Origin of the sequence: Erwinia sp. QL-Z3, assembly GCF_004551645.1 — a bacterium.
Taxonomy (GTDB): domain Bacteria; phylum Pseudomonadota; class Gammaproteobacteria; order Enterobacterales; family Enterobacteriaceae; genus Erwinia; species Erwinia billingiae.
This window is the reverse complement of record NZ_CP037950.1, coordinates 2200117-2219785: the sequence shown is the minus strand read 5'-3', so window position 1 is coordinate 2219785 and position 19669 is coordinate 2200117. Positions and strand designations below refer to the sequence as shown.

General features: G+C 54.9%; 19 protein-coding genes and 1 other annotated feature. Of the genes, 5 read left to right on the top strand and 14 right to left on the bottom strand.

Features of this window, described 5'->3' with window-relative positions:
* Window positions 1-60: 60 nt before the first annotated feature.
* On the bottom strand, window positions 61-1977 hold the full coding sequence (gene dnaK / locus E2F51_RS10790) for a molecular chaperone DnaK (protein ID WP_134823455.1): 1917 nt from the start codon (window positions 1975-1977) through the stop codon (window positions 61-63).
* Between the two features lie 26 nt (window positions 1978-2003).
* Window positions 2004-2195, bottom strand: coding sequence for a hypothetical protein (locus tag E2F51_RS10785; RefSeq protein ID WP_041691897.1), 192 nt, complete (start codon window positions 2193-2195; stop codon window positions 2004-2006).
* Between the two features lie 111 nt (window positions 2196-2306).
* Here E2F51_RS10785 and satP point away from each other — a divergent pair, with 111 nt between their 5' ends.
* Complete coding sequence (gene satP / locus E2F51_RS10780; RefSeq protein ID WP_134823454.1) at window positions 2307-2879, top strand: acetate uptake transporter; 573 nt, start codon at window positions 2307-2309, stop codon at window positions 2877-2879.
* A gap of 52 nt (window positions 2880-2931) precedes the next feature.
* Here satP and E2F51_RS10775 read toward each other — a convergent pair whose 3' ends face one another.
* The 3 genes from E2F51_RS10775 to tal form a co-directional block, all read right to left on the bottom strand.
* Window positions 2932-4233: an MFS transporter gene (locus tag E2F51_RS10775; RefSeq protein ID WP_134823453.1), complete on the bottom strand. Its 1302-nt coding sequence runs from the start codon at window positions 4231-4233 to the stop codon at window positions 2932-2934.
* A gap of 122 nt (window positions 4234-4355) precedes the next feature.
* Entirely contained in the window at window positions 4356-4943 is a 588-nt protein-coding gene (gene mog, locus E2F51_RS10770) for a molybdopterin adenylyltransferase (protein ID WP_134823452.1), read from the bottom strand.
* A gap of 132 nt (window positions 4944-5075) precedes the next feature.
* Window positions 5076-6029, bottom strand: coding sequence for a transaldolase (tal, locus tag E2F51_RS10765; protein WP_013200700.1), 954 nt, complete (start codon window positions 6027-6029; stop codon window positions 5076-5078).
* A 253-nt stretch (window positions 6030-6282) separates the two neighbouring features.
* On the opposite strand from tal, the gene yaaA reads away from it, so the two are divergent.
* Window positions 6283-7059, top strand: coding sequence for a peroxide stress protein YaaA (gene yaaA / locus E2F51_RS10760; RefSeq protein ID WP_134823451.1), 777 nt, complete (start codon window positions 6283-6285; stop codon window positions 7057-7059).
* Window positions 7060-7141: 82 nt separating this feature from the next.
* On the opposite strand, the gene thrC is transcribed toward yaaA, so the two are convergent.
* From thrC to E2F51_RS10735, 5 genes are all read right to left on the bottom strand, one after another.
* Complete coding sequence (gene thrC, locus E2F51_RS10755; protein WP_134823450.1) at window positions 7142-8428, bottom strand: threonine synthase; 1287 nt, start codon at window positions 8426-8428, stop codon at window positions 7142-7144.
* 3 nt (window positions 8429-8431) lie between these two features.
* A complete protein-coding gene (thrB, locus tag E2F51_RS10750) occupies window positions 8432-9361 on the bottom strand; it encodes a homoserine kinase (RefSeq protein WP_013200697.1) in 930 nt (309 codons plus the stop codon).
* A gap of 2 nt (window positions 9362-9363) precedes the next feature.
* Complete coding sequence (thrA, locus tag E2F51_RS10745) at window positions 9364-11826, bottom strand: bifunctional aspartate kinase/homoserine dehydrogenase I (RefSeq protein ID WP_134823449.1); 2463 nt, start codon at window positions 11824-11826, stop codon at window positions 9364-9366.
* A 24-nt stretch (window positions 11827-11850) separates the two neighbouring features.
* Window positions 11851-11972: a sequence feature (Thr leader region), on the bottom strand.
* Window positions 11908-11979 (bottom strand): thr operon leader peptide, encoded by a 72-nt coding sequence (gene thrL / locus E2F51_RS10740; RefSeq protein WP_071822137.1) that lies wholly within the window; start codon window positions 11977-11979, stop codon window positions 11908-11910. Its footprint overlaps the feature before it by 65 nt.
* Window positions 11980-12169: 190 nt before the next feature.
* Window positions 12170-12871 carry a tRNA/rRNA methyltransferase gene (locus E2F51_RS10735; RefSeq protein WP_134823448.1) on the bottom strand — a complete coding sequence of 234 codons (702 nt, stop codon included), beginning with the start codon at window positions 12869-12871 and terminating at the stop codon, window positions 12170-12172.
* 601 nt (window positions 12872-13472) lie between these two features.
* Between E2F51_RS10735 and arcA the strand changes: the two genes are divergently transcribed.
* Window positions 13473-14189: a two-component system response regulator ArcA gene (gene arcA, locus E2F51_RS10730; RefSeq protein ID WP_013200694.1), complete on the top strand. Its 717-nt coding sequence runs from the start codon at window positions 13473-13475 to the stop codon at window positions 14187-14189.
* Window positions 14190-14246: 57 nt separating this feature from the next.
* On the opposite strand, the gene creA is transcribed toward arcA, so the two are convergent.
* Window positions 14247-14717: a protein CreA gene (creA, locus tag E2F51_RS10725; RefSeq protein WP_013200693.1), complete on the bottom strand. Its 471-nt coding sequence runs from the start codon at window positions 14715-14717 to the stop codon at window positions 14247-14249.
* A gap of 192 nt (window positions 14718-14909) precedes the next feature.
* On the opposite strand from creA, the gene robA reads away from it, so the two are divergent.
* Window positions 14910-15800, top strand: coding sequence for an MDR efflux pump AcrAB transcriptional activator RobA (robA, locus tag E2F51_RS10720; protein WP_013200692.1), 891 nt, complete (start codon window positions 14910-14912; stop codon window positions 15798-15800).
* An 82-nt stretch (window positions 15801-15882) separates the two neighbouring features.
* Here robA and gpmB read toward each other — a convergent pair whose 3' ends face one another.
* Window positions 15883-16530 carry a 2,3-diphosphoglycerate-dependent phosphoglycerate mutase GpmB gene (gpmB, locus tag E2F51_RS10715; RefSeq protein ID WP_053140358.1) on the bottom strand — a complete coding sequence of 216 codons (648 nt, stop codon included), beginning with the start codon at window positions 16528-16530 and terminating at the stop codon, window positions 15883-15885.
* A gap of 50 nt (window positions 16531-16580) precedes the next feature.
* Here gpmB and yjjX point away from each other — a divergent pair, with 50 nt between their 5' ends.
* Window positions 16581-17132: an inosine/xanthosine triphosphatase gene (gene yjjX / locus E2F51_RS10710; RefSeq protein ID WP_013200690.1), complete on the top strand. Its 552-nt coding sequence runs from the start codon at window positions 16581-16583 to the stop codon at window positions 17130-17132.
* Here yjjX and trpR read toward each other — a convergent pair.
* Together trpR and sltY are read right to left on the bottom strand one after the other, a co-directional pair.
* Complete coding sequence (trpR, locus tag E2F51_RS10705) at window positions 17118-17447, bottom strand: trp operon repressor (RefSeq protein ID WP_041691896.1); 330 nt, start codon at window positions 17445-17447, stop codon at window positions 17118-17120. The two genes, yjjX and trpR, sit on opposite strands and share 15 nt — an antisense overlap.
* 53 nt (window positions 17448-17500) lie before the next feature.
* Window positions 17501-19423, bottom strand: a complete 1923-nt coding sequence (gene sltY / locus E2F51_RS10700; RefSeq protein ID WP_134823447.1) for a murein transglycosylase — start codon at window positions 19421-19423, stop codon at window positions 17501-17503.
* Between the last annotated feature and the right edge of the window lie 246 nt (window positions 19424-19669).

The following is a 19669-nucleotide window of genomic DNA, read 5'->3' as shown; positions in this document are numbered from 1 at the left end:
CACGCCCGTGCCGGTTATCATCAGTGGCCTGTTACAGGCCACCGTGCCCGCTCAGGGCGATTATTTTTTGTTGTCTTTCACTTCTTCAAATTCAGCGTCAACAACGTCGTCATCTTTCTTCGCAGAAGCGTCACCGGCCTCCGCTGCGCCGCCAGCGGCCTGCTGCTGCTGTGCGAACTCCATCAGTTTGCTGGAAACTTCAGTCAGCGCCTGCATTTTCGCTTCGATAGCGGCTTTATCTTCGCCTTTCAGCGCTTCGTTCAGCTCGGCCAGGGCTGCCTCAATCGGCGCCTTGTCATCTGCTGGCAGTTTATCGCCGGCTTCGTCCAGCTGCTTACGGGTGCTGTGCGACAAGTGATCGGCTGTGTTACGAACCTGAACCAGCTCTTCGAACTTACGGTCTGACTCAGCGTTAGCTTCAGCGTCACGAACCATTTTTTCGATCTCTTCGTCGTTCAGACCAGAAGATGCCTTGATGGTGATCTTCTGCTCTTTACCGCTGTTTTTGTCTTTAGCAGACACGTGCAGGATACCATCGGCATCGATATCGAAGGTGACTTCGATCTGCGGCATGCCGCGCGGTGCGCCCTGAATCCCGTCCAGGTTGAACTGGCCCAGCGATTTGTTATCCGCAGCACGCTTACGCTCACCCTGAACCACGTGAATGGTTACAGCAGACTGGTTGTCTTCAGCAGTAGAGAACACCTGGCTGTGTTTGGTCGGGATAGTGGTGTTCTTGGTGATCAGTGAGGTCATCACGCCACCCATGGTTTCGATACCCAGAGACAGAGGGGTAACGTCCAGTAACAGAACGTCTTTCACTTCACCCGCTAACACGCCACCCTGAACCGCAGCACCGACGGCAACCGCTTCATCCGGGTTTACGTCTTTACGTGGTTCTTTACCGAAGAACTCAGCCACTTTCGACTGCACCATTGGCATACGCGTCTGGCCACCAACAAGGATAACGTCGTTGATGTCTGAAACAGACAGACCGGCATCCTGCAGCGCCACTTTCAGCGGGTCGATAGAGCGAGCCACCAGATCTTCAACCAGTGATTCCAGCTTCGCACGGGTCACTTTGATGTTCAGGTGCTTAGGACCAGTCGCATCAGCCGTGATGTACGGCAGGTTCACGTCAGTCTGCTGTGCAGAAGACAGTTCGATTTTCGCTTTCTCTGCCGCTTCTTTCAGACGCTGCATTGCCAGCGGATCGTTGTGCAGATCGATGCCAGAATCTTTCTTAAATTCTGCCACCAGATAATTGATCATGCGGCTATCGAAGTCTTCACCACCCAGGTGGGTATCACCGTTGGTTGCCAGCACTTCAAAGGTTTTTTCGCCATCAACTTCATCAATTTCGATGATGGAGATATCGAAGGTACCGCCGCCCAGGTCATAAACCGCGATAGTACGGTTGCCCTGGCCTTTGTCCATACCGTAAGCCAGTGCCGCTGCGGTTGGTTCGTTGATGATACGTTTTACGTCCAGACCTGCGATACGGCCGGCATCTTTCGTTGCCTGACGCTGCGCATCGTTAAAGTACGCTGGAACAGTGATAACCGCTTCAGTTACCGGTTCGCCCAGGTAATCTTCAGCCGTTTTCTTCATTTTCTTCAGCACTTCAGCAGAGATCTGCGGCGGTGCCATTTTCTGGCCTTTCACGTCGATCCAGGCGTCACCGTTGTCAGAACCGGCGATTTTGTATGGCATGATTTTGATATCACGCTGCACTTCTTCGTCCTGGAAGCGACGGCCAATCAGGCGCTTAATCGCAAACAGGGTATTCTGTGGGTTGGTCACAGCCTGACGCTTAGCCGGTGAACCGACCAGAATCTCGCCGTCCTGGGTGTACGCGATGATGGAAGGAGTGGTGCGATCGCCTTCCGCATTCTCCAGTACACGCGCTTTGCCGCCATCCATAATCGCGACACAAGAGTTAGTCGTACCCAGGTCAATACCAATAATTTTACCCATCTATACATCTCCCACTTAAATTTATGTCAAATCAGTTTATGAACACTTAATGCGGGCTTTTTTTGCCGTTTCAACTGCTGGCGCCGCGCTTTTTTTCCAGGTCCATAACCTTGGATGCCAAATAAGATGGGGCCATCCAGAGCGGCATCAAGGGGCAAGGTGAAAAAAATTTCGTTTTTTCCACTCTTCAGATCAAGGTTTGCCGGACGGCGGATCATTATGATGCCGCGCGAGTTGAAAAAATGGGGTCATTAATCCGCAAAAACAGCCCCTTTCAGTCAGTTACTTCACTTTTTTTTTACGTCTTGATCATGGATATCAGAGGACTTATGGACAGCAGCAAATTAGCGAACCCCGGACCGCTCGGCCTGATGGGCTTTGGCATGACCACCGTTTACCTTAATCTGCACAACGCCGGTTTCTTTCCGCTTAACGCCGCCATTTTCAGCATGGGGATATTTTTTGGCGGTCTGGCGCAGATCCTCGCCGGCCTGATGGAGTATAAAAAAGGCAACACCTTCGGCCTGACAGCCTTCACCGCCTATGGCTGCTTCTGGCTGAGCCTGGTGGGCATTCTACTATTACCCCGCCTCGGACTAGCAGAGCCCGCTGATGACACCGCGCTCGGTATCTGGCTGGCATTATGGGGCGTGTTCACGCTGTTTATGTTCTTTGGCACCCTGCGCGCCAACCGGGCCTTACAGTTTGTCTTCGCCAGCCTGACGCTGCTCTTCGCCCTTCTCGCTATCGGCCATATTGCCGGCAATCATGCCGTGATAACGCTGGCAGGCTATGAAGGCATTCTTTGCGGTGCCGGCGCGATTTATCTGGCCATGGCCGAAGTGATTAATGCGCAGTTGGGGCGCACAGCGCTGCCCGTTGGCGAGATGAATAAGGCGTAATTTGCGGAAGACAGTGACCCGCCCGGCCGTTGAAAAACGACCGGGCTTTTTATTAGCTGAAGGTACGACCAACCAGTGCGTCACGCTTGCCATCGCGCTTTAACCAGATGCCGACCAGCAGACCAATTGCTGACAGCGCCAGCACATAGTAAGCCGGGGCCAGCGGCGTCACCGCCATAATCAGGGTGACGAAAATTGGCGTTAAGCCGCCAAAAATGGCGTAAGCGACGTTATATGAGAAGGCAATACCGGTGAAACGCACTTCCGCCGGAAAGGCCCGCACCATCACATAAGGCACCGCGCCGACCACGCCCACGCTTAAGCCCACCAGCGCATAGCAGGGGAATAACAGCTCGGGATGCGCGCCAACCGTGCGGTAAAATATCCAGCTGCACACCGCCAGCAACAGGCTGCCCACGATAAAGGTTTTACTGGCGCCAAAGCGATCGGCTGCAAAGCCCGCGCAGATGCAGCCCACCAGCAGCATCACCGTTGCGAGGCTGTTGGCCTGCAGCGCTTGCGCCGTCGGAATACCGTACTGCTTTTGCAGCAAGGTCGGCGTCATCAGGATCACCACCACAATTCCCGCCGAGAGCAGCCAGGTCAGCAACATGCTGATGGCGATTTCGCGTTTATGTTTCACCACCACCGCTTTCAACGGCAGTTCCGCGGCCAGCGCTTTACGCGCTTTCATCTCGACAAAGATCGGGGTTTCCTGCAACCAGCGGCGCAGATACAGCGCGATAAAGCCAAACACGCCGCCCAGCAGGAACGGGATACGCCAGGCGCCGGACAGGATGCCCTGCGGACCAAAGGCGCTGTTGACCAGCGTTGCCACCACCGATCCCAGCAGGATGCCCGCGGTGAGCCCGGCGGTCAGGGTGCCACAGGCAAAGCCGATGCGTTTTTCGGGAACATGTTCAGCGACAAACACCCAGGCACCCGGCACTTCGCCACCGATCGCCGCGCCTTGCAGCACGCGCAGCAGTAACAGCAGGATCGGTGCGGCAATGCCCAGCGTGGCATAGGTCGGCAATAGCCCCATCGCCAGCGTGGGCAGCGCCATCAGCAGAATGCTCAGACTGAACATCTTTTTGCGCCCCTGGCTGTCACCGAAATGCGCCATGATCAGGCCGCCTAACGGACGGGCAAGATAGCCGGCAGCGAAAATGGCAAAGGTCTGGACCTGGCGCAGCCAGTCAGGAATATCCGCCGGGAAGAACAGATCGCCAATCACCGCCGCGAAGAACACGAAGATGATGAAGTCGTAGAATTCCAGCGCGCCACCGAGCGCCGCCAGAGAAAGGGTCTTGTAATCCTGCCGGTTCAGGCGGCGATCGTTATTGTGCAGCATAATTATTCAGGCACATCCAGAAGGTGAAGAAAAAAGGTGAGTAAGAAGTTGTAAAGCTATCCTTACTATACCGTTCAATTCCCGCTACGCCAGCTCGATCTTATGCCTGAATTACGCCATTTTTAGCCGTTTGTTTCGCGACGCGCACTTTTAGGACGAAATGCTGCTACCACCGCGTCATGCGTCTCTACATACGGGCCTTCCAGCAGCTGAATACAATACGGCACGCTGGCAAAAATTCCGTGCACGCGCGCCTTACCCTCGGCATCCTTCAGCCCTTCCAGCGTCTCTTGAATCGACTTTGGCTGGCCCGGCAGATTGATAATCAGCGATTGCTTACGGATCACGCCGACCTGACGGGAGAGGATCGCCGTCGGCACAAAGTTGAGGCTGATCTGGCGCATTTGCTCGCCGAAACCGGGCATCTCGCGATCGGCAATCGCCAGCGTGGCATCCGGGGTGACGTCACGACGCGCCGGCCCCGTGCCGCCCGTGGTCAGGACCAGATGGCAGAACATTTCCTCCACCAGCTCGCAAATCGCCTGTTCAATCATCGGCTGTTCATCCGGCACCAGCCGTTTTTCAATCTCAAACGGCGTCGCCAGCGCCTGGGTTAACCAGGCCTCAAGTGCAGGCAGCCCCTGATCCTGATAGATGCCGTTGGCGGCACGATCGGAAACCGAAATTAAGCCTATACGTAGTGTATTCATGGTGTGGTCACTGTGTTTACGGCCACGGTAAAAGCGCGGGCGTGGAGGAGGATAAAAGCAGGATAAACCATTACAAAGCGGGATGTACAGCGGGGGAAAACGGTGGCCGGATAACCGGCCACCGTCGGAGACTTACAGCAGGTCGGCAATCATTTTGTCGAGTTTGCCCTGGTCGAGAGCAAAGTTACGGATGCCCTGAGCCAGTTTGTCTACTGCCATCGGATCCTGGTTGTGCTGCCACAGGAACTCAGATTCAGTCATTTTCGCCGGACGCGCTTTCACTTCGCCGGTGTAAGACAGTTTACGCTCCAGCGTCCCTTCGGTTTCTGCCAGCTCTTTCAGCAGGTTCGGGGAGATGGTCAGACGGTCGCAGCCAGCCAGTTCGATGATTTCGCCAACGTTACGGAAGCTTGCGCCCATCACAACGGTTTCGTAGCCATGCTGCTTGTAGTATTCGTAGATTTCAGACACGGAAACCACGCCTGGATCTTCATGGGCAGCGTACTCTTTCTTGTCAGTGTTGGCTTTGTACCAGTCGAGAATACGGCCGACGAACGGAGAAATCAGGAACACGCCCGCTTCAGCACAGGCACGCGCCTGGGCGAAGGAGAACAGCAGCGTCAGGTTACAGTTGATGCCTTCTTTTTCCAGCTGCTCAGCAGCACGGATGCCCTGCCAGGTGGACGCCAGTTTGATCAGGATGCGGTCGTTGCTGATGCCAGCATCGTTATACAGTTTGATCAGGGAACGGGCTTTATTGATGCTGCCTTCGGTGTCGTAAGACAGACGGGCATCGACTTCGGTAGAGATACGGCCAGGGACCAGCTTCAGGATTTCCAGACCGATATTGACGGCCAGCTTGTCCGCAGCGTAGTTCACCTGCTCTTCTTTTTTGCTGCTCTGATCGCGAGCCCAGGTAACCGCTTCATCAATCAGCTTGCGGTATTCAGGGATCTGCGCGGCGCTCAGGATCAGGGAAGGGTTGGTGGTAGCATCTTGCGGCTTGTACAGCTTCATCGCTGCAATGTCACCGGTATCGGCAACAACGGTAGTCAGTTGACGCAGGGAAGTCAGTTTATCCGTCATGGTTGTCATTCTCATCAGAGTAGAGTTATCGGGTTCTAGAAAATGTCTGACACGGATAATATCACGCGAAGCTTGCCATGCAAGGTAAGGTTGCCCGCAGGCCACGCAGTGCTAAATTGATGAAGAATACCCCCTTTAACGCGCCGGGGATCAGTAAAGGCAATGGCAGCGATTACTCCTTTCATGTCACTTTTTTGCTAAAGTAGCGGCTAAACTTTTGCCCCTCGCGGCATATTCATACAAGGACTCAGGCATGTTGATGGTTATCTCCCCAGCCAAAACGCTGGATTTTGAAAGCCCGCTGGCGACCAAACGTTTCACCCAACCTGCGTTGCTGGATGATTCCCAAAAACTGATTGAGGTTGCCCGAAAGCTGACGCCAGCGCAGATCGGTTCACTGATGCATATCAGCGATAAGCTGGCTGGACTGAACGCCGATCGTTTCCATCACTGGCACCCGCCGTTCACCCCGGAAAATGCCCGTCAGGCGATCCTCGCCTTTAAAGGTGATGTCTATACCGGCCTGCAGGCGGAAACCTTTAAAGAGAAGGATTTCGATTTTGCTCAGCAGCACCTGCGCATGCTGTCCGGCCTTTACGGTCTGCTGCGCCCGCTGGATTTGATGCAGCCCTATCGTCTGGAAATGGGCATCAGGCTGGAAAACCCGGCCGGCAAAGATCTCTACACCTTCTGGGGCGATAAGCTGACCGAAGCGCTGAATGCCGCGCTGGCCGAGCAAGGCGATGATGTGTTGCTGAACCTGGCGTCCGATGAGTATTTCAAAGCGGTGAAGCCGAAAAAGCTCAATGGCCGCATCATCAAGCCGGTGTTCCTCGACGAGAAAAACGGCAAGTTCAAAGTGATCAGCTTCTATGCCAAAAAGGCGCGTGGCCTGATGAGCCGTTATGTCATTGAGAATCGCCTGACCAAACCGGCACAGCTGAAGAAGTTTGATGTGGACGGCTACGTCTTTGTCCCGGAAGAGAGTAGCGACAGTGAACTGATGTTTAAGCGCCGCGAAGCGGTCTGACAGCACACCCGCAGCATAAAAAAACGGCCCTTTTCAGGGCCGTTTGCATGGGTGGATACGGCCCGCAACGGGGCCGGAGACCTTATTTGTGCAACAGGAACTCGCGCAGTTCCGCGAAGTCCGCTTTCATCTCATGGGAGAGCAGCGGCAGGTTGGCACGCTGTGCCAGCTCTTCAGGCACCGGCAGCTTGCGGTCGAGGATCGCTTCCACGCTTTCGATAAACTTGGCCGGGTGCGCGGTGCCGAGGAACAAACCAAACTCCCCTTCCTGCAACTGATCGCGCAGCATACGGTAAGCAATCGCCGCGTGGGGCTCAGAGATGTAACCCAGGTCCGCCAGCTCACGCATGGTGGCTTTGGTGGTCTGATCATCAACCGCACCAAAGCCCAGATCGGTCAGGCGCCAGGTTTTGCGGCGGAAGATCTCTTCCACGCGCGGCCAGTTGTTCGGCTGGCTGACATCCATCGCGTTAGACAAGGTGGAAACCGTGGCATTAGGCTGCCATTCGCCCTTCTCAAGGAAGCGCGGAACGGTGTCATTGGCGTTGGTGGCGGCAATAAAGCGCTTAACCGGCAGGCCAAGGGATTTCGCCAGCAGGCCCGCGGTCAGGTCGCCGAAGTTACCACTCGGTACGGAGATCACCAGCTGGTTACGCTTCTCCTGAGGCAGTTGCGCCACCGCTTCGAAGTAGTAACAAATCTGCGCCAGCAGGCGGCTGATGTTGATTGAGTTTGCCGAGTTCAGGCCAATGGCTTTCTTCAGCAGCTCATCATCAAAGGCCTGCTTCACCAGTGACTGACAGGCATCGAAGTCGCCTTCAATGGCGATGGTCTGGATATTGCCACCCAGCGTACAGAACAGTTTTTCCTGCAGCGGACTGATTTTGCCTTTCGGATAGAGGATCACCACGCGAACGTTTTCCATGCCGAAGAAAGCATGGGCAACTGCCGCACCGGTATCGCCGGAAGTGGCGGTCAGAATGGTGATTTTCTCATCGGCGCCGCTAACGTAGGAGAGCATTTGCGCCATAAAGCGGCCGCCAAAGTCTTTAAACGCCAGCGTTGGACCATGGAACAGCTCCAGCGCAGCGATATCATCCGTCACCTTTTGTACCGGTGCCGGGAAGCTGAAGGCGGTTTTCAGGCGCTGATGCAGCTGATGAGGTTCGATCTCATCGCCAATAAAGGCAGAGAGGATTTTGCTACTGCGGGTAACGAAATCCATTTCCAACATCTCGTCGATGTCGGTCAGTTCAAACTCAGGCAGCTCGAGCGGAAAGAACAGGCCCTGCTGTTTGCCGAGGCCTTGCTTAACGGCCTGCGAGAAGCTTACCTGCTCGTTGTGATCCTTAAGATTATACAGTTTCATGCGTTATCCCAGTTTACGTGCGCCTGCCGTGTCTATGCGGCAGATATGAACGAAGCCTTCATCATTTTGCAGATAGTGCTGGCTGAGCCAGTCTGCCATGCGCTGCGCCGTGTCCGGTTGGTTACAGACGGCGAATAGCGTTGGGCCGGATCCTGAAATCCCACAGGCCAGCGCGCCAATATCCTGCGCGGCCTGACGGGCTTCAGCAAATCCCGGTAACAGCTTGGTGCGGTAAGGCTCGGCGATCACATCGCGCATCAGCTTTGCCGCCAGCGCCGGTTGCTGCGTGTGGCAGGCATGAATAAACCCACCCAGGTAGCGACCGTGCTTAATAATGTCTTCTTTACGGTACTGTGCCGGCAGGATCGCGCGGGCTTCCGCGGTGGAAACTTTGATCCCCGGGTAGGCCATTACCCACAGCCAGTCATCAAAGCCTGGCACCTGCTGGCTGATAATCCCATTTTCCTCGAGCATCAGCTGAATGCCGCCGAGGAAGCATGGCGCCACGTTATCATAATGCACGCTACCGGAAATACGCCCTTCCAGTTCGCCCATCAGCGCCAGTAATTCATTATCGCTCAGCGGCTTACCGCAGTGCTCGTTCATCGCCATCAGGCCAGCCACCACCGAACAGGCGCTGGAACCCAGGCCGGAACCGATTGGCATGTTTTTTTCAAGCGTCATCGCCACCGGCACGCGTTTGCCAATCGCTTCGCAGAAACGATCCCAACACTGCCAGACGATGTTTTCCTGCGGATTGGTGGGGAGCTTGCTGACGAAACGCCCTTCATTACGCAGGCTGAATTCGCTGGCCGCTTCCACGGTCACGCAGTCGCCCAGCAAGGCGCCGTCAATCGGAGACACCGCCGCACCCAGTACATCAAAGCCCACGCTGACGTTGCCGATTGAGGCAGGGGCATAAATCTTAACCATTCTTAAACTCCCAACTTCCATGACAAGGTGCGTAACAGGTCGGCGAACACGCCTGCTGCGGTCACATCATTACCGGCACCGTAGCCGCGCAGAACCAGCGGAATGGGCTGATAGTAGCGGCTGTAGAAGGCCAGGGCATTCTCGCCGTTTTTCACTTTATACAGCGGATCGTTACCGTCCACGGCATCAATTTTTACCTGACAACGGCCACCTTCTTCAATGGCGCCGACAAATCGCAGCACTTTGCCCTCTGCACTGGCCCGCGCCACGCGGGAAGCAAAGGCATCATCCAGCTCTGGCAGACGCGCCATAAAGGTTTCCACGTCGGCAATCGCCGTGAATTCTTCCGGCAGCACCGCTTCAATCTCGATGTCGCTGAGCTCCAGCTGGTAGCCGGCTTCACGGGCAAGGATCAACAGCTTACGCGCCACGTCCATCCCGGAGAGATCGTCACGCGGGTCTGGCTCGGTGAAGCCCATTTCACGTGCGGTTTTGGTGGCTTCCGACAGCGACACGCCTTCATCCAGTTTACCGAAGATGAACGATAAAGAGCCAGAAAGGATGCCGGAGAAACGCAGCAGCTCATCACCGGCATTCAGCAGGTTTTGCAGGTTCTCGATTACCGGCAGACCCGCACCAACATTGGTATCGTAAAGGAATTTACGGCGAGATTTCGCCGCTGCCGCACGCATCTGCAGGTAGTAATTGTAAGAGGAGGTGTTGGCCTTTTTATTCGGCGTCACTACGTGGAAGCCTTCACCGAGGAAGTCGGCATACTGATCGGCAACCGCCTGGCTTGAGGTACAGTCCACAATCACCGGGTTCAGCAGGTGATACTCTTTTACCAGACGCATCAGGCGGCCAAGATTAAACGGCTCTTTGGCGTCAGCCAGCGACGCTTTCCAGTTTTCCAGCGGAATGCCGTGCACGTTGGTCAGCAACGCTTTGGAATTGGCGATGCCGCACACCCGTAAATCGATATGTTTATTCTTCAGCCACGCCTGCTGGCGATGCAGCTGATCGATCAGTGCCGCGCCAACACCGCCGACGCCGATCACAAACACTTCAATCACCTGGTCAGTGGCGAACAGCATCTGATGCACCACGCGCACGCCGGTGGTGGCCTGATCGTTATCCACCACCACCGAGATAGAACGCTCGGAAGAGCCCTGGGCGATAGCCACGATATTAATATTAGCCCGCGCCAGCGCCGAGAAGAATTTGGCAGAGATGCCGCGTAGCGTGCGCATACCGTCGCCAACCACTGAAATCACCGCCAGATGCTCCATCACATCCAGTGGCTCTAGCAGACCATCTTTCAGCTCAAGATAGAACTCTTCTTCTAATACGCGGCGGGCACGCGCCTGATCGCTCTGCGGCACGCAGAAACTGATGCTGTATTCAGACGAGGACTGGGTGATTAACACCACGGAGATCCCGCTGCGGGACATGGCGGCAAAGACTCGCGCCGCCATGCCGACCATCCCTTTCATGCCGGGGCCGGAGACGTTAAACATCGCCATGTTATTCAGATTGGTGATGCCCTTAACCGGATTATCATCATCTGAGCTGTCGCCACCAATCAGCGTGCCGGGCGCCTGAGGATTGGCGGTATTCTTGATCAGGCACGGGATCTGGAACTGTGCGATAGGAGTGATGGTGCGCGGGTGCAGCACTTTCGCGCCAAAATAGGAAAGCTCCATCGCTTCCTGGTAGGACATTGATTTCAGCAGGCGCGCATCCGGCACCTGGCGTGGATCGCAGGTGTAAACCCCGTCCACATCGGTCCAGATTTCACAACAATCAGCGCGTAAACAGGCGGCCAGCACCGCGGCCGAATAATCGGAGCCATTGCGACCCAGCACCACCAGTTCACCTTTATCATTACCGGCGGTGAAACCGGCCATCAGGATCATGTTTTCTGGCGGGATTTGGCTGGCGGCAATGCGGCGAGTGGATTCAGGGATATCAACGGTGGATTCGAGGTAATGCCCAACGGCCAGCAGCTTCTCAACCGGGTCGATGACGCTGACGCCATGTCCGCGCGCCAGCAACAGCGCTTCCATAATGGCGATCGACAGCTTTTCGCCACGGCAGATAATCGCCGCGTTGACGCTGTCCGGGCACTGTCCCAGCAGGCCAATACCGTGCAGGATCTGCTTAAGCTGCGCAAACTCCTGGTCGACAACGGTTTTCAACTTGTCGTACTGGAAACCCGGCTGCACTTCCGCCAGGCCCTGCAGCAGGGAAGCAAAAATGCTTTCCGCATCGCTGATGTTCGGCAAGGCATCCTGGCCGCTGATGGTTTTTTCAATCATCGCCACCAGGTGATTAGTGATCTTAGCTGGCGCGGACAATACGGTAGCAACCTGTCCCTGCTTCGCATTACTTTCCAGAATGTCTGCCACGCGTAAGAAGCGTTCCGCGTTGGCTACTGAGGTTCCACCGAATTTCAGCACTCGCATATCAAAATCTCCTGAATTTTTGCCGAAAAAAAAGCCCGCACTGTTTAGGTGCGGGCTTATTTTTGATGATTCCTGTATGCGTCAGCCCGCACCGTTACCTGTGGTAATGGTGGTGGTAATAATGATTGTTGTCATCAGGCTGAAATTGCGCATTTTAGATTTATCGTCTGTCTGTTTATAAATTCTGTCGGCCTCCAGAAGTAAAGCAATCCCCTGGCCAAGTCAATTTTTTTATCACCGTCTGGCCGACGGCGCAGCGGAGAAGCCTTGGGGCATTCCCCGAAAAAACAGATCCATTCTGTTAGCTGTCGAAACAATGCCAGTAATACCCACTGCCATTGCTTTATTCGCCAGTTTTTTTATCTATAAGTTTTTTTTCTACATCATGCAGCAGACGATGCAGCATGGCGTTGTCGCGCTGTTCCAACAGGCCAAGTCGCTGGGCCAGCCAGTCCACCAGTTTGCTGTCCTCGCTGACTTCCAGGCTCAGCAACAGCCGATCGAGACGCTGCCGCAATGCATCCAGCTGCTGGGCATCCGCGGGCGCTTCTTTTATGGCACTCACCTGCCGTAGCGCGGAAAGCTGGTAGCAATAGACCATGACTGCCTGTCCCAGATTCAGGGAAGGATAGTCGGCAGCCATCGGGATCCCGGTCAGCACATCCACCAACGCCAGCTCCTCATTGGTCAGCCCGGTATCTTCACGGCCAAACACCAGCGCGGCACTTTGCACCCACTGCTGCTTCTCTTCTAACAGGCTCTGCACCTGCTGAGGCGTAGCGTAATAGCGGAATTTTGCCCGACTGCGCGCGGTGGTGGCGATGCTGAAGTCGATGTCCGCCAGTGCCGCGTCCAGCGATTCCCAGTGGGTGGCGTTGTCGAGGATTTCCCCGGCACCATGCGCAACCCAGCGGGCGGCCGGTTCAAGGTGCGCCTGACTGTTGACGATCCGCAGCTCATCAAATCCCATGGTTTTCATGGCGCGGGCGGCGGCGCCGACATTTTCTGGTCTGCGTGGTGAGACAAGGATCAGGGGAAAACGCATAACTGCCTTAATAATGGTTGGCCGGGCGGTAAACAAATTACAGCCAGCTTGTAAAAAAATTCGCTCACCAGTAACAAATAAACAACATTACCGGTGCATACTCTATTCAGTCATAAACAAATTATATGACGAGTTCAGGCTAAATACCCTAATAAAAACAATTATCAGCACATAAAACTATAGGGTTCAATCAATTACCAAATGTTAAATCCGATCCAAACTCCTTTTGCCTCCGGGCGCTAACTTGTCGGCGAAAAGCACATAAATGTGAGCTAAGCTGGCATTCTTGGAAGAGTTTTTCACAAACTTGTTAACGTGCTACAATTGGTTTGATATAAGTCAACTTAGCGTTGTTTATTACATTTCGGTCAGGTCTTGTACTGTTATATTGCTGTTAATGCGGATAAGATGTACACCCATTTTTAAGCGTACCAGGACAGGATGCACCTTGTCTTCCCGGGAAGCACGGCCTGGTCTTTAATGGCTCAAGAACATATTCTGTACAGTTGACGTTTTGCGCCGGATGACTCATCTGCTTTGTCTGGTCCTGTTAACTGTATGCCCTGTTTTAACTTTGTTGGCAATTTTAGGTAGCGAACACATGCAGACCCCGCACATACTTATCGTTGAAGACGAATTAGTGACTCGTAATACTCTCAAAAGTATTTTTGAGGCCGAAGGCTACATGGTTTATGAAGCTACGGATGGTGCTGAAATGCACCATATATTGACCGAGAACGACATCAACCTGGTGATCATGGATATTAACCTGCCTGGGAAAAACGGTCTGCTGTTGGCCCGCGAACTTCGCGAACAGGCTAACGTAGCCCTGATGTTCCTGACCGGTCGCGACAACGAAGTCGACAAAATTCTCGGCCTGGAAATTGGCGCAGATGATTACATCACTAAACCGTTTAACCCGCGTGAGCTGACCATCCGTGCACGCAACCTGCTTTCCCGCACCATGAATCTGGCGCCGCACAGTGAAGAGCGCAAGCTGGTTGAGAGCTACAAGTTTAACGGTTGGGAGCTGGACATCAACAGCCGTTCCCTGATCAGCCCACAGGGCGAGCAGTACAAGCTGCCGCGCAGTGAGTTCCGCGCGATGCTGCATTTCTGCGAGAACCCAGGCAAAATCCAGACCCGTGCCGATTTGCTGAAAAAGATGACCGGCCGTGAGCTGAAGCCACACGATCGTACCGTTGATGTGACCATCCGCCGTATTCGTAAACACTTCGAATCCACGCCGGATACCCCAGAAATCATCGCGACCATCCACGGTGAAGGTTACCGTTTCTGTGGCGATCTGCAGGACTAATTCCTGCGGGTGCAAAAAATTAAGGGCCGGTAATCCGGCCCTTTTCTATGCAGCAGACTATTTCCACGGCATAATAGGCACTGCGCTCAGGGCGTTTTTAGGCGAACCATCCACAACTTTATCGGAATAGCTCAGATAGATCAGCGCATTACGCTTCTGATCGTAAAACCGTACCACCTGAAGCTTTTTAAACACCAGTGAAGTCCGTTTCTGGAACACGACCTCGCCTTCCGCTTTGCCCTTGGCAATTTTATCGCTAAGTTCAACCGGACCAACCTGCTGACAGGAGATGGCCGCGTCTGAGGTATCCTCAGCCAGCCCAAGTCCCCCCTTGATGCCGCCGGTTTTGGCGCGACTGATATAACAAGTTACATTTTTTACATCCGGATCGTCGAAGGCTTCAACCACTATCTTATGGTCTGGGCCAAACACCTTAAACACCGTGTCCACTGATCCAACCTGCTCAGCATGAGCGGTTACCGATGCAAAAATTACCGACGTGACTATTAACAATTTTCTCATTGTCATAACGTTACCATTGCTTAGAAAATAGATGACATTGTAAGGTAAACTTCTTCAGGCACTTGCCGCATGGTAACACCTCCCCGTTGTTTGAGGCGCATCAGCACAGGGTATTTGTCTTCTTGCAGACTGAATGCGTAACAGAAGCCAGTAGTGGAACTTTTCCCTGCACTAATTTTAACCAGGTAAGGATGATTTATGGATCAAGCCGGTATCATTCGCGATTTGCTTGTCTGGCTTGAAAGCCACCTTGATCAGCCGCTGTCTTTGGACAACGTGGCGACCAAGGCCGGTTATTCAAAATGGCACTTGCAAAGAATGTTTAAGGAAGTCACCGGACACGCGATTGGCGCATACATCCGCGCACGCCGTCTGTCTAAGGCCGCAGTAGCGCTTCGCCTGACCAGCCGTCCGATTCTGGACATTGCCCTGCAGTATCGTTTTGATTCGCAACAGACGTTTACCCGGGCATTTAAAAAGCAGTTCAACCAGACGCCTGCGTACTATCGCCGCTCGTCTGACTGGAACTCGTTTGGCTTACGTCCGCCGATCCGCCTGGGTGATTTCCACGTTCCCGAGCCTGCCTGGATCACTCTGCCGGAAACGGTGTTGGTTGGGCAAACGCAAAGTTACACCTGTACGCTGGAGCAGATCTCCAGTGCGCGGAGTGAGATGCGGTTGCACTTCTGGCGTCAGTTCCTGGCCGAAACGGATATGGTGCCGCCGGTGCTGTATGGCCTGCATCAGTCGCGTCCAAGCATGGAAAAGGATGATGAGCAGGAGATCCTGTACACCACCGCCGTGCCGTCGGACAAGCTGTCGCAACCGTTGCAGTCCACGCAGACCGTGATGTTAGAAGGGGGGGAATACGTGCAGTTTACGTACGAAGGCCCGCACAGCGAGTTCCAGGACTTTATCCTGCTGGTGTACGGCACCTGTATGCCGATGCTGAAGCTGACCCGCCGCCATGGCCAGGATATCGAGCGCTTCTACACCCACGGTGGCAAGAAACGCGCCGAGCCGCCGACGGAGATCCGTTGTGAATATCTGATCCCCATCCGTGCGCCGGCAGATTCAGCAACCGCGTAACCACAGGGTAATTGAGCACGGTATTCCCCGGCTTTTAGCGTGAAGGGGCGAAACACATCGCCCCTGCTTCATCTTCCGGTGATTAGCGCTGCAGCTCATCCAGCGCAGGCTGATCGAGATGGGCAACATCCCCGGCCGTTTCCACGACCCAACCCGCTGCCAGCCAGGCACTTTGCTGATGATCGACGCGTGAAATCGAGCAGTTGCGTAAGCGCAGGCGACGTTCGGCATGCGCCGGCAGGCCCAATAAGGTACTGACCAACACGCCCAGCGCCATACCGTGGCTGACGATCAGCGGACGGCTACCTGCAGGCAGATCCAGACAGGCATTCAGCGCGTTATGCATCCGCTCTGCCATCTCCGTCATCGACTCTCCGCCAGGGATGCGGCCGTTTTCGGTGCCGTCGACCAGTGTTTTCCGCCAGCTCTCCTGCTCGGCGCTCAGTTCATCCAGCGGCTGCTCTTCCAGCACGCCCATGTTCAGCTCGCGCAAGCGTGGGTCGAGGGTGACGTTGCAGCCACAGGCATCCGCAATGATCTCCGCGGTGCGTTTGGTTCGCCCCAAATCGCTGGAGATCACATGGGTGATGCCAAGATGTTTCACGCGCTCCCCAACCTGATGAGCCTGCTGCTCTCCTTTCTCCGTCAACGCGCTGTCTGACTGTCCCTGAATGCGTCGGGCGGCATTCCAAAGCGTTTCTCCGTGACGAACAAGATAGACCTGTAACATGCGATTTTCCGTTATACTGCGACAAATTTGCCTAAAGGGTTCAAACAATTATGTACCATGTTGTCGCTGCCACCATCAATCCAGCCAAAATTAAGGCAATTTCTCAGGCATTCAGCGATGTGTTCGGTGAAGGATCCTGCCATATTGAGGGTGTCGAGGTCGACAGCGGCGTGGCCGCACAGCCAATAACAAATCACGAAACGAGAACTGGCGCACGCCAACGGGTGATGAATGCCCGCCAGGTTCGTCCGGAAGCGGATTTCTGGGTAGCGATTGAAGCCGGGATCGAAGAAGAGAGTGCCTTCGCCTGGATGGTGGTTGAAAACCACAAACTGCGCGGCGAATCGCGCTCGGCCAGCTTTACGCTGCCGGCCATCGTGATGAAAGGGATCCACGAAGGCCGTGAACTGGGTGAAGAGATGTCCCGCCTCACCGGCATTGATAACATTAAGCAAAAAGGCGGTGCCATCGGCGCCTTTACCGCTGGCCTGCTGTCACGCACCAGCGTGTACCATCAGGCGCTGATTCTGGCGCTCTGCCCGTTCCATAATGATATCTATCAGATGAAGCCGGGCGAATCCGACGGATCAGATCTTATCTGAGCCGGTCAGCAGTTGCGCCTCCAGCCAGGCTTTCAGCGCTGGCGGCGCACTTTTCAGGCTGTTCGACCCACGGGTAATGGTCGCAATCCCCACCCCTAAATCGTTTTTCAATTCACGCTGGCTCAATTCGCCCCGCATCAATTCTTCAATAATCCGCAGTCGCGTTCCCAATGCTTCGCGCTCATCGGGCGTCATCATCAGTTGCAGCAGCGGCAGATGTAATCCATTGCCAAAGGCACGTTGCAGCAGCGTCACAAAACGCTGCCACTCTTCGTTATGCGGTTCCATGGTAACGGGAACGGAAGATTCGCTCATGTGTGGCCCATACTATTAAACTAGTACAGAAGCATAGCACAGGCCTGGCGCGATCAGTAGCGTCGTTGCCACTCGTTATCCGTCAGAATTTTGTCTGACTTATCCATGAAATGGCGATAATACGCATCGTACGCCAGCACGTTTTTCACATAGCCGCGCGTTTCTGAGAACGGGATGGTTTCGATAAAGGCCACCGGATCCAGCTTGCCTGCGCTGTTACCCAGCCAGGTTTTCACCCGTGATGGGCCGGCGTTGTAGGCAGCAGACGAGAAGATGCGGTTCTGACCAAACTGCTGATAGACCGATTCCAGATACTGCGTGCCGATCTGAATATTGGTTTCCGGATCCAGCAGCTGGCTGCTGTTGCTGTAGCCCGGCAGGCTGTAGACCTTCACCGTATGCTGCGCGGTAGCCGGCATCACCTGCATCAGACCAGACGCCCCCACCGGCGAGCGCGCTTTCGGGTTCCAGGCGCTCTCCTGACGGGCGATGGCCATCGCATAGCTAATCGGAATCGCCTTGCCGTTGGCATAGCGCTGGAACTGATCCTGATAGGCCAGCGGGAAGCGTTCCTGCAGGCTGTTCCACAATTTGCCGGTAATGGTCGCCTGCACGCTCAGCACCCACCAGTTTTGCTGGTAGGCATACTGGGCCAGTTGCTGCTGCTGGCCGCTGTTTTTACTGGAAACAAGGTAGCTCCATTCGGTGCGGGCAAGGTTATCCATTCCCCAGTACATCAGCTCACGCACGCGGGCAATCTCGGCGCCCTGGGTCAGGCTGCTGTCCTGAGGCGGCGCCTTGTCGATCTGCATTTTGTACTCTTCGCCGAGCTTCTGCGCGGCCACCATCGGATAGAAGCCGCGTTCCTGCATCAGTCCATGCAGGATTTTCTCGGCTTCCTCTTTCCTGCCCTGCTCTAACAGCAGGTCGGCCTGCCAGTATTGCCACTCATCTTTCTGTTTGGCTTCAACCGGCAGGCGGGCTATCCAGGTATTCAGACCGCGACGATCGTTATTGCCGAGCGACATCCTGACCCGGCGTTCAATCAGTGACGTGGAGTCGCTGCGCATCACCACATCATCACGCCAGCGGGCCTGTTCAGAGGTGATATCGTTGCCCATCAGACGCCAGGCGACCGCCTCTTTCAGATCCTGCGCTTCCTGATCGCTCATTTTTTGCGCGGTCACCAGCGACGGGATCATCGCCCGGGCATTTTCCGCGTCTTCACGCGCCACGCGCGCAAACGCCAGCGAGGTCGCCTGACGGGTGAAGTCGGTCGGGCCCACGGCACGGGCAAAAGTCACCACCGTTTGAGGGTTGTTCTGCAGATCCATCACCGCGTTGGCCATGGTCTGATAATCTTCCGGCAGCTGTTTCGCGAGGAAATTGACCAGGTTGGTATTGCCTTCCTTCATCGCCAGACGCATACGCTCAAGGGTGGTAATGGGCGTTTGCTGACCTGCAGCCTGCCAGACGCTGAACAGCTTATCGCAGGTTGCTGGCAGAGACGTGCCGCGCAGCCAGATGGCTTTCGCGCCATCCCAGGCGACCTGCTGCTGCCCGGTCGCCCATTTGGCGTAATACCAGTTACAGCGCGCGGACACCGGCTTCGGCTCTTCCGGGCTGAACACCAGCAAACCGCGCCAGTCTTCACGACGGGCCAGTTCATTAACAAAGCGGGAAGGTAAGGAGCGTACCGGCGGTAAGGTCGGATACTGCTTAATAAAGGCATTCACCGCCAGCCCGGTTTCCTGATCCAGGTGCTGAGCCAGCTCACGGTATTCAAGATAAGGATAAAGAGGATAGTCACGTAACGTGGGCATCAGCTGCGCCACCGTATCCATTTGATTGCTGTCCCACGCCTGCTTAATCTGCAAATAACGACCGCGCTGCGCATCCAGCGAATCGGCGTGTGCCATTCCTGTAACTACCGTTAAACAGGCGCCTGCTATCCACAACTGCCACTTGTCCGCCATGACTTTCCCCACGTTAACGCCTCTCTTTATCCTGAACTCACGTTACAACTTCCTTCATGCTAACCAGGCTTACGCACTACTGCACTGATATGCACAAATATTTACTAAACTTTGGTCAGTTTTTTAGCGGATATGCATCACATTTCACGGATCAAGTGATTGCGGTATCCGCACCCGCCGTTAATCATGGCGCATGATTGTTACTGTGCATAGCACAGGCAAAACCTGGCACACCGTTTTCCCGGT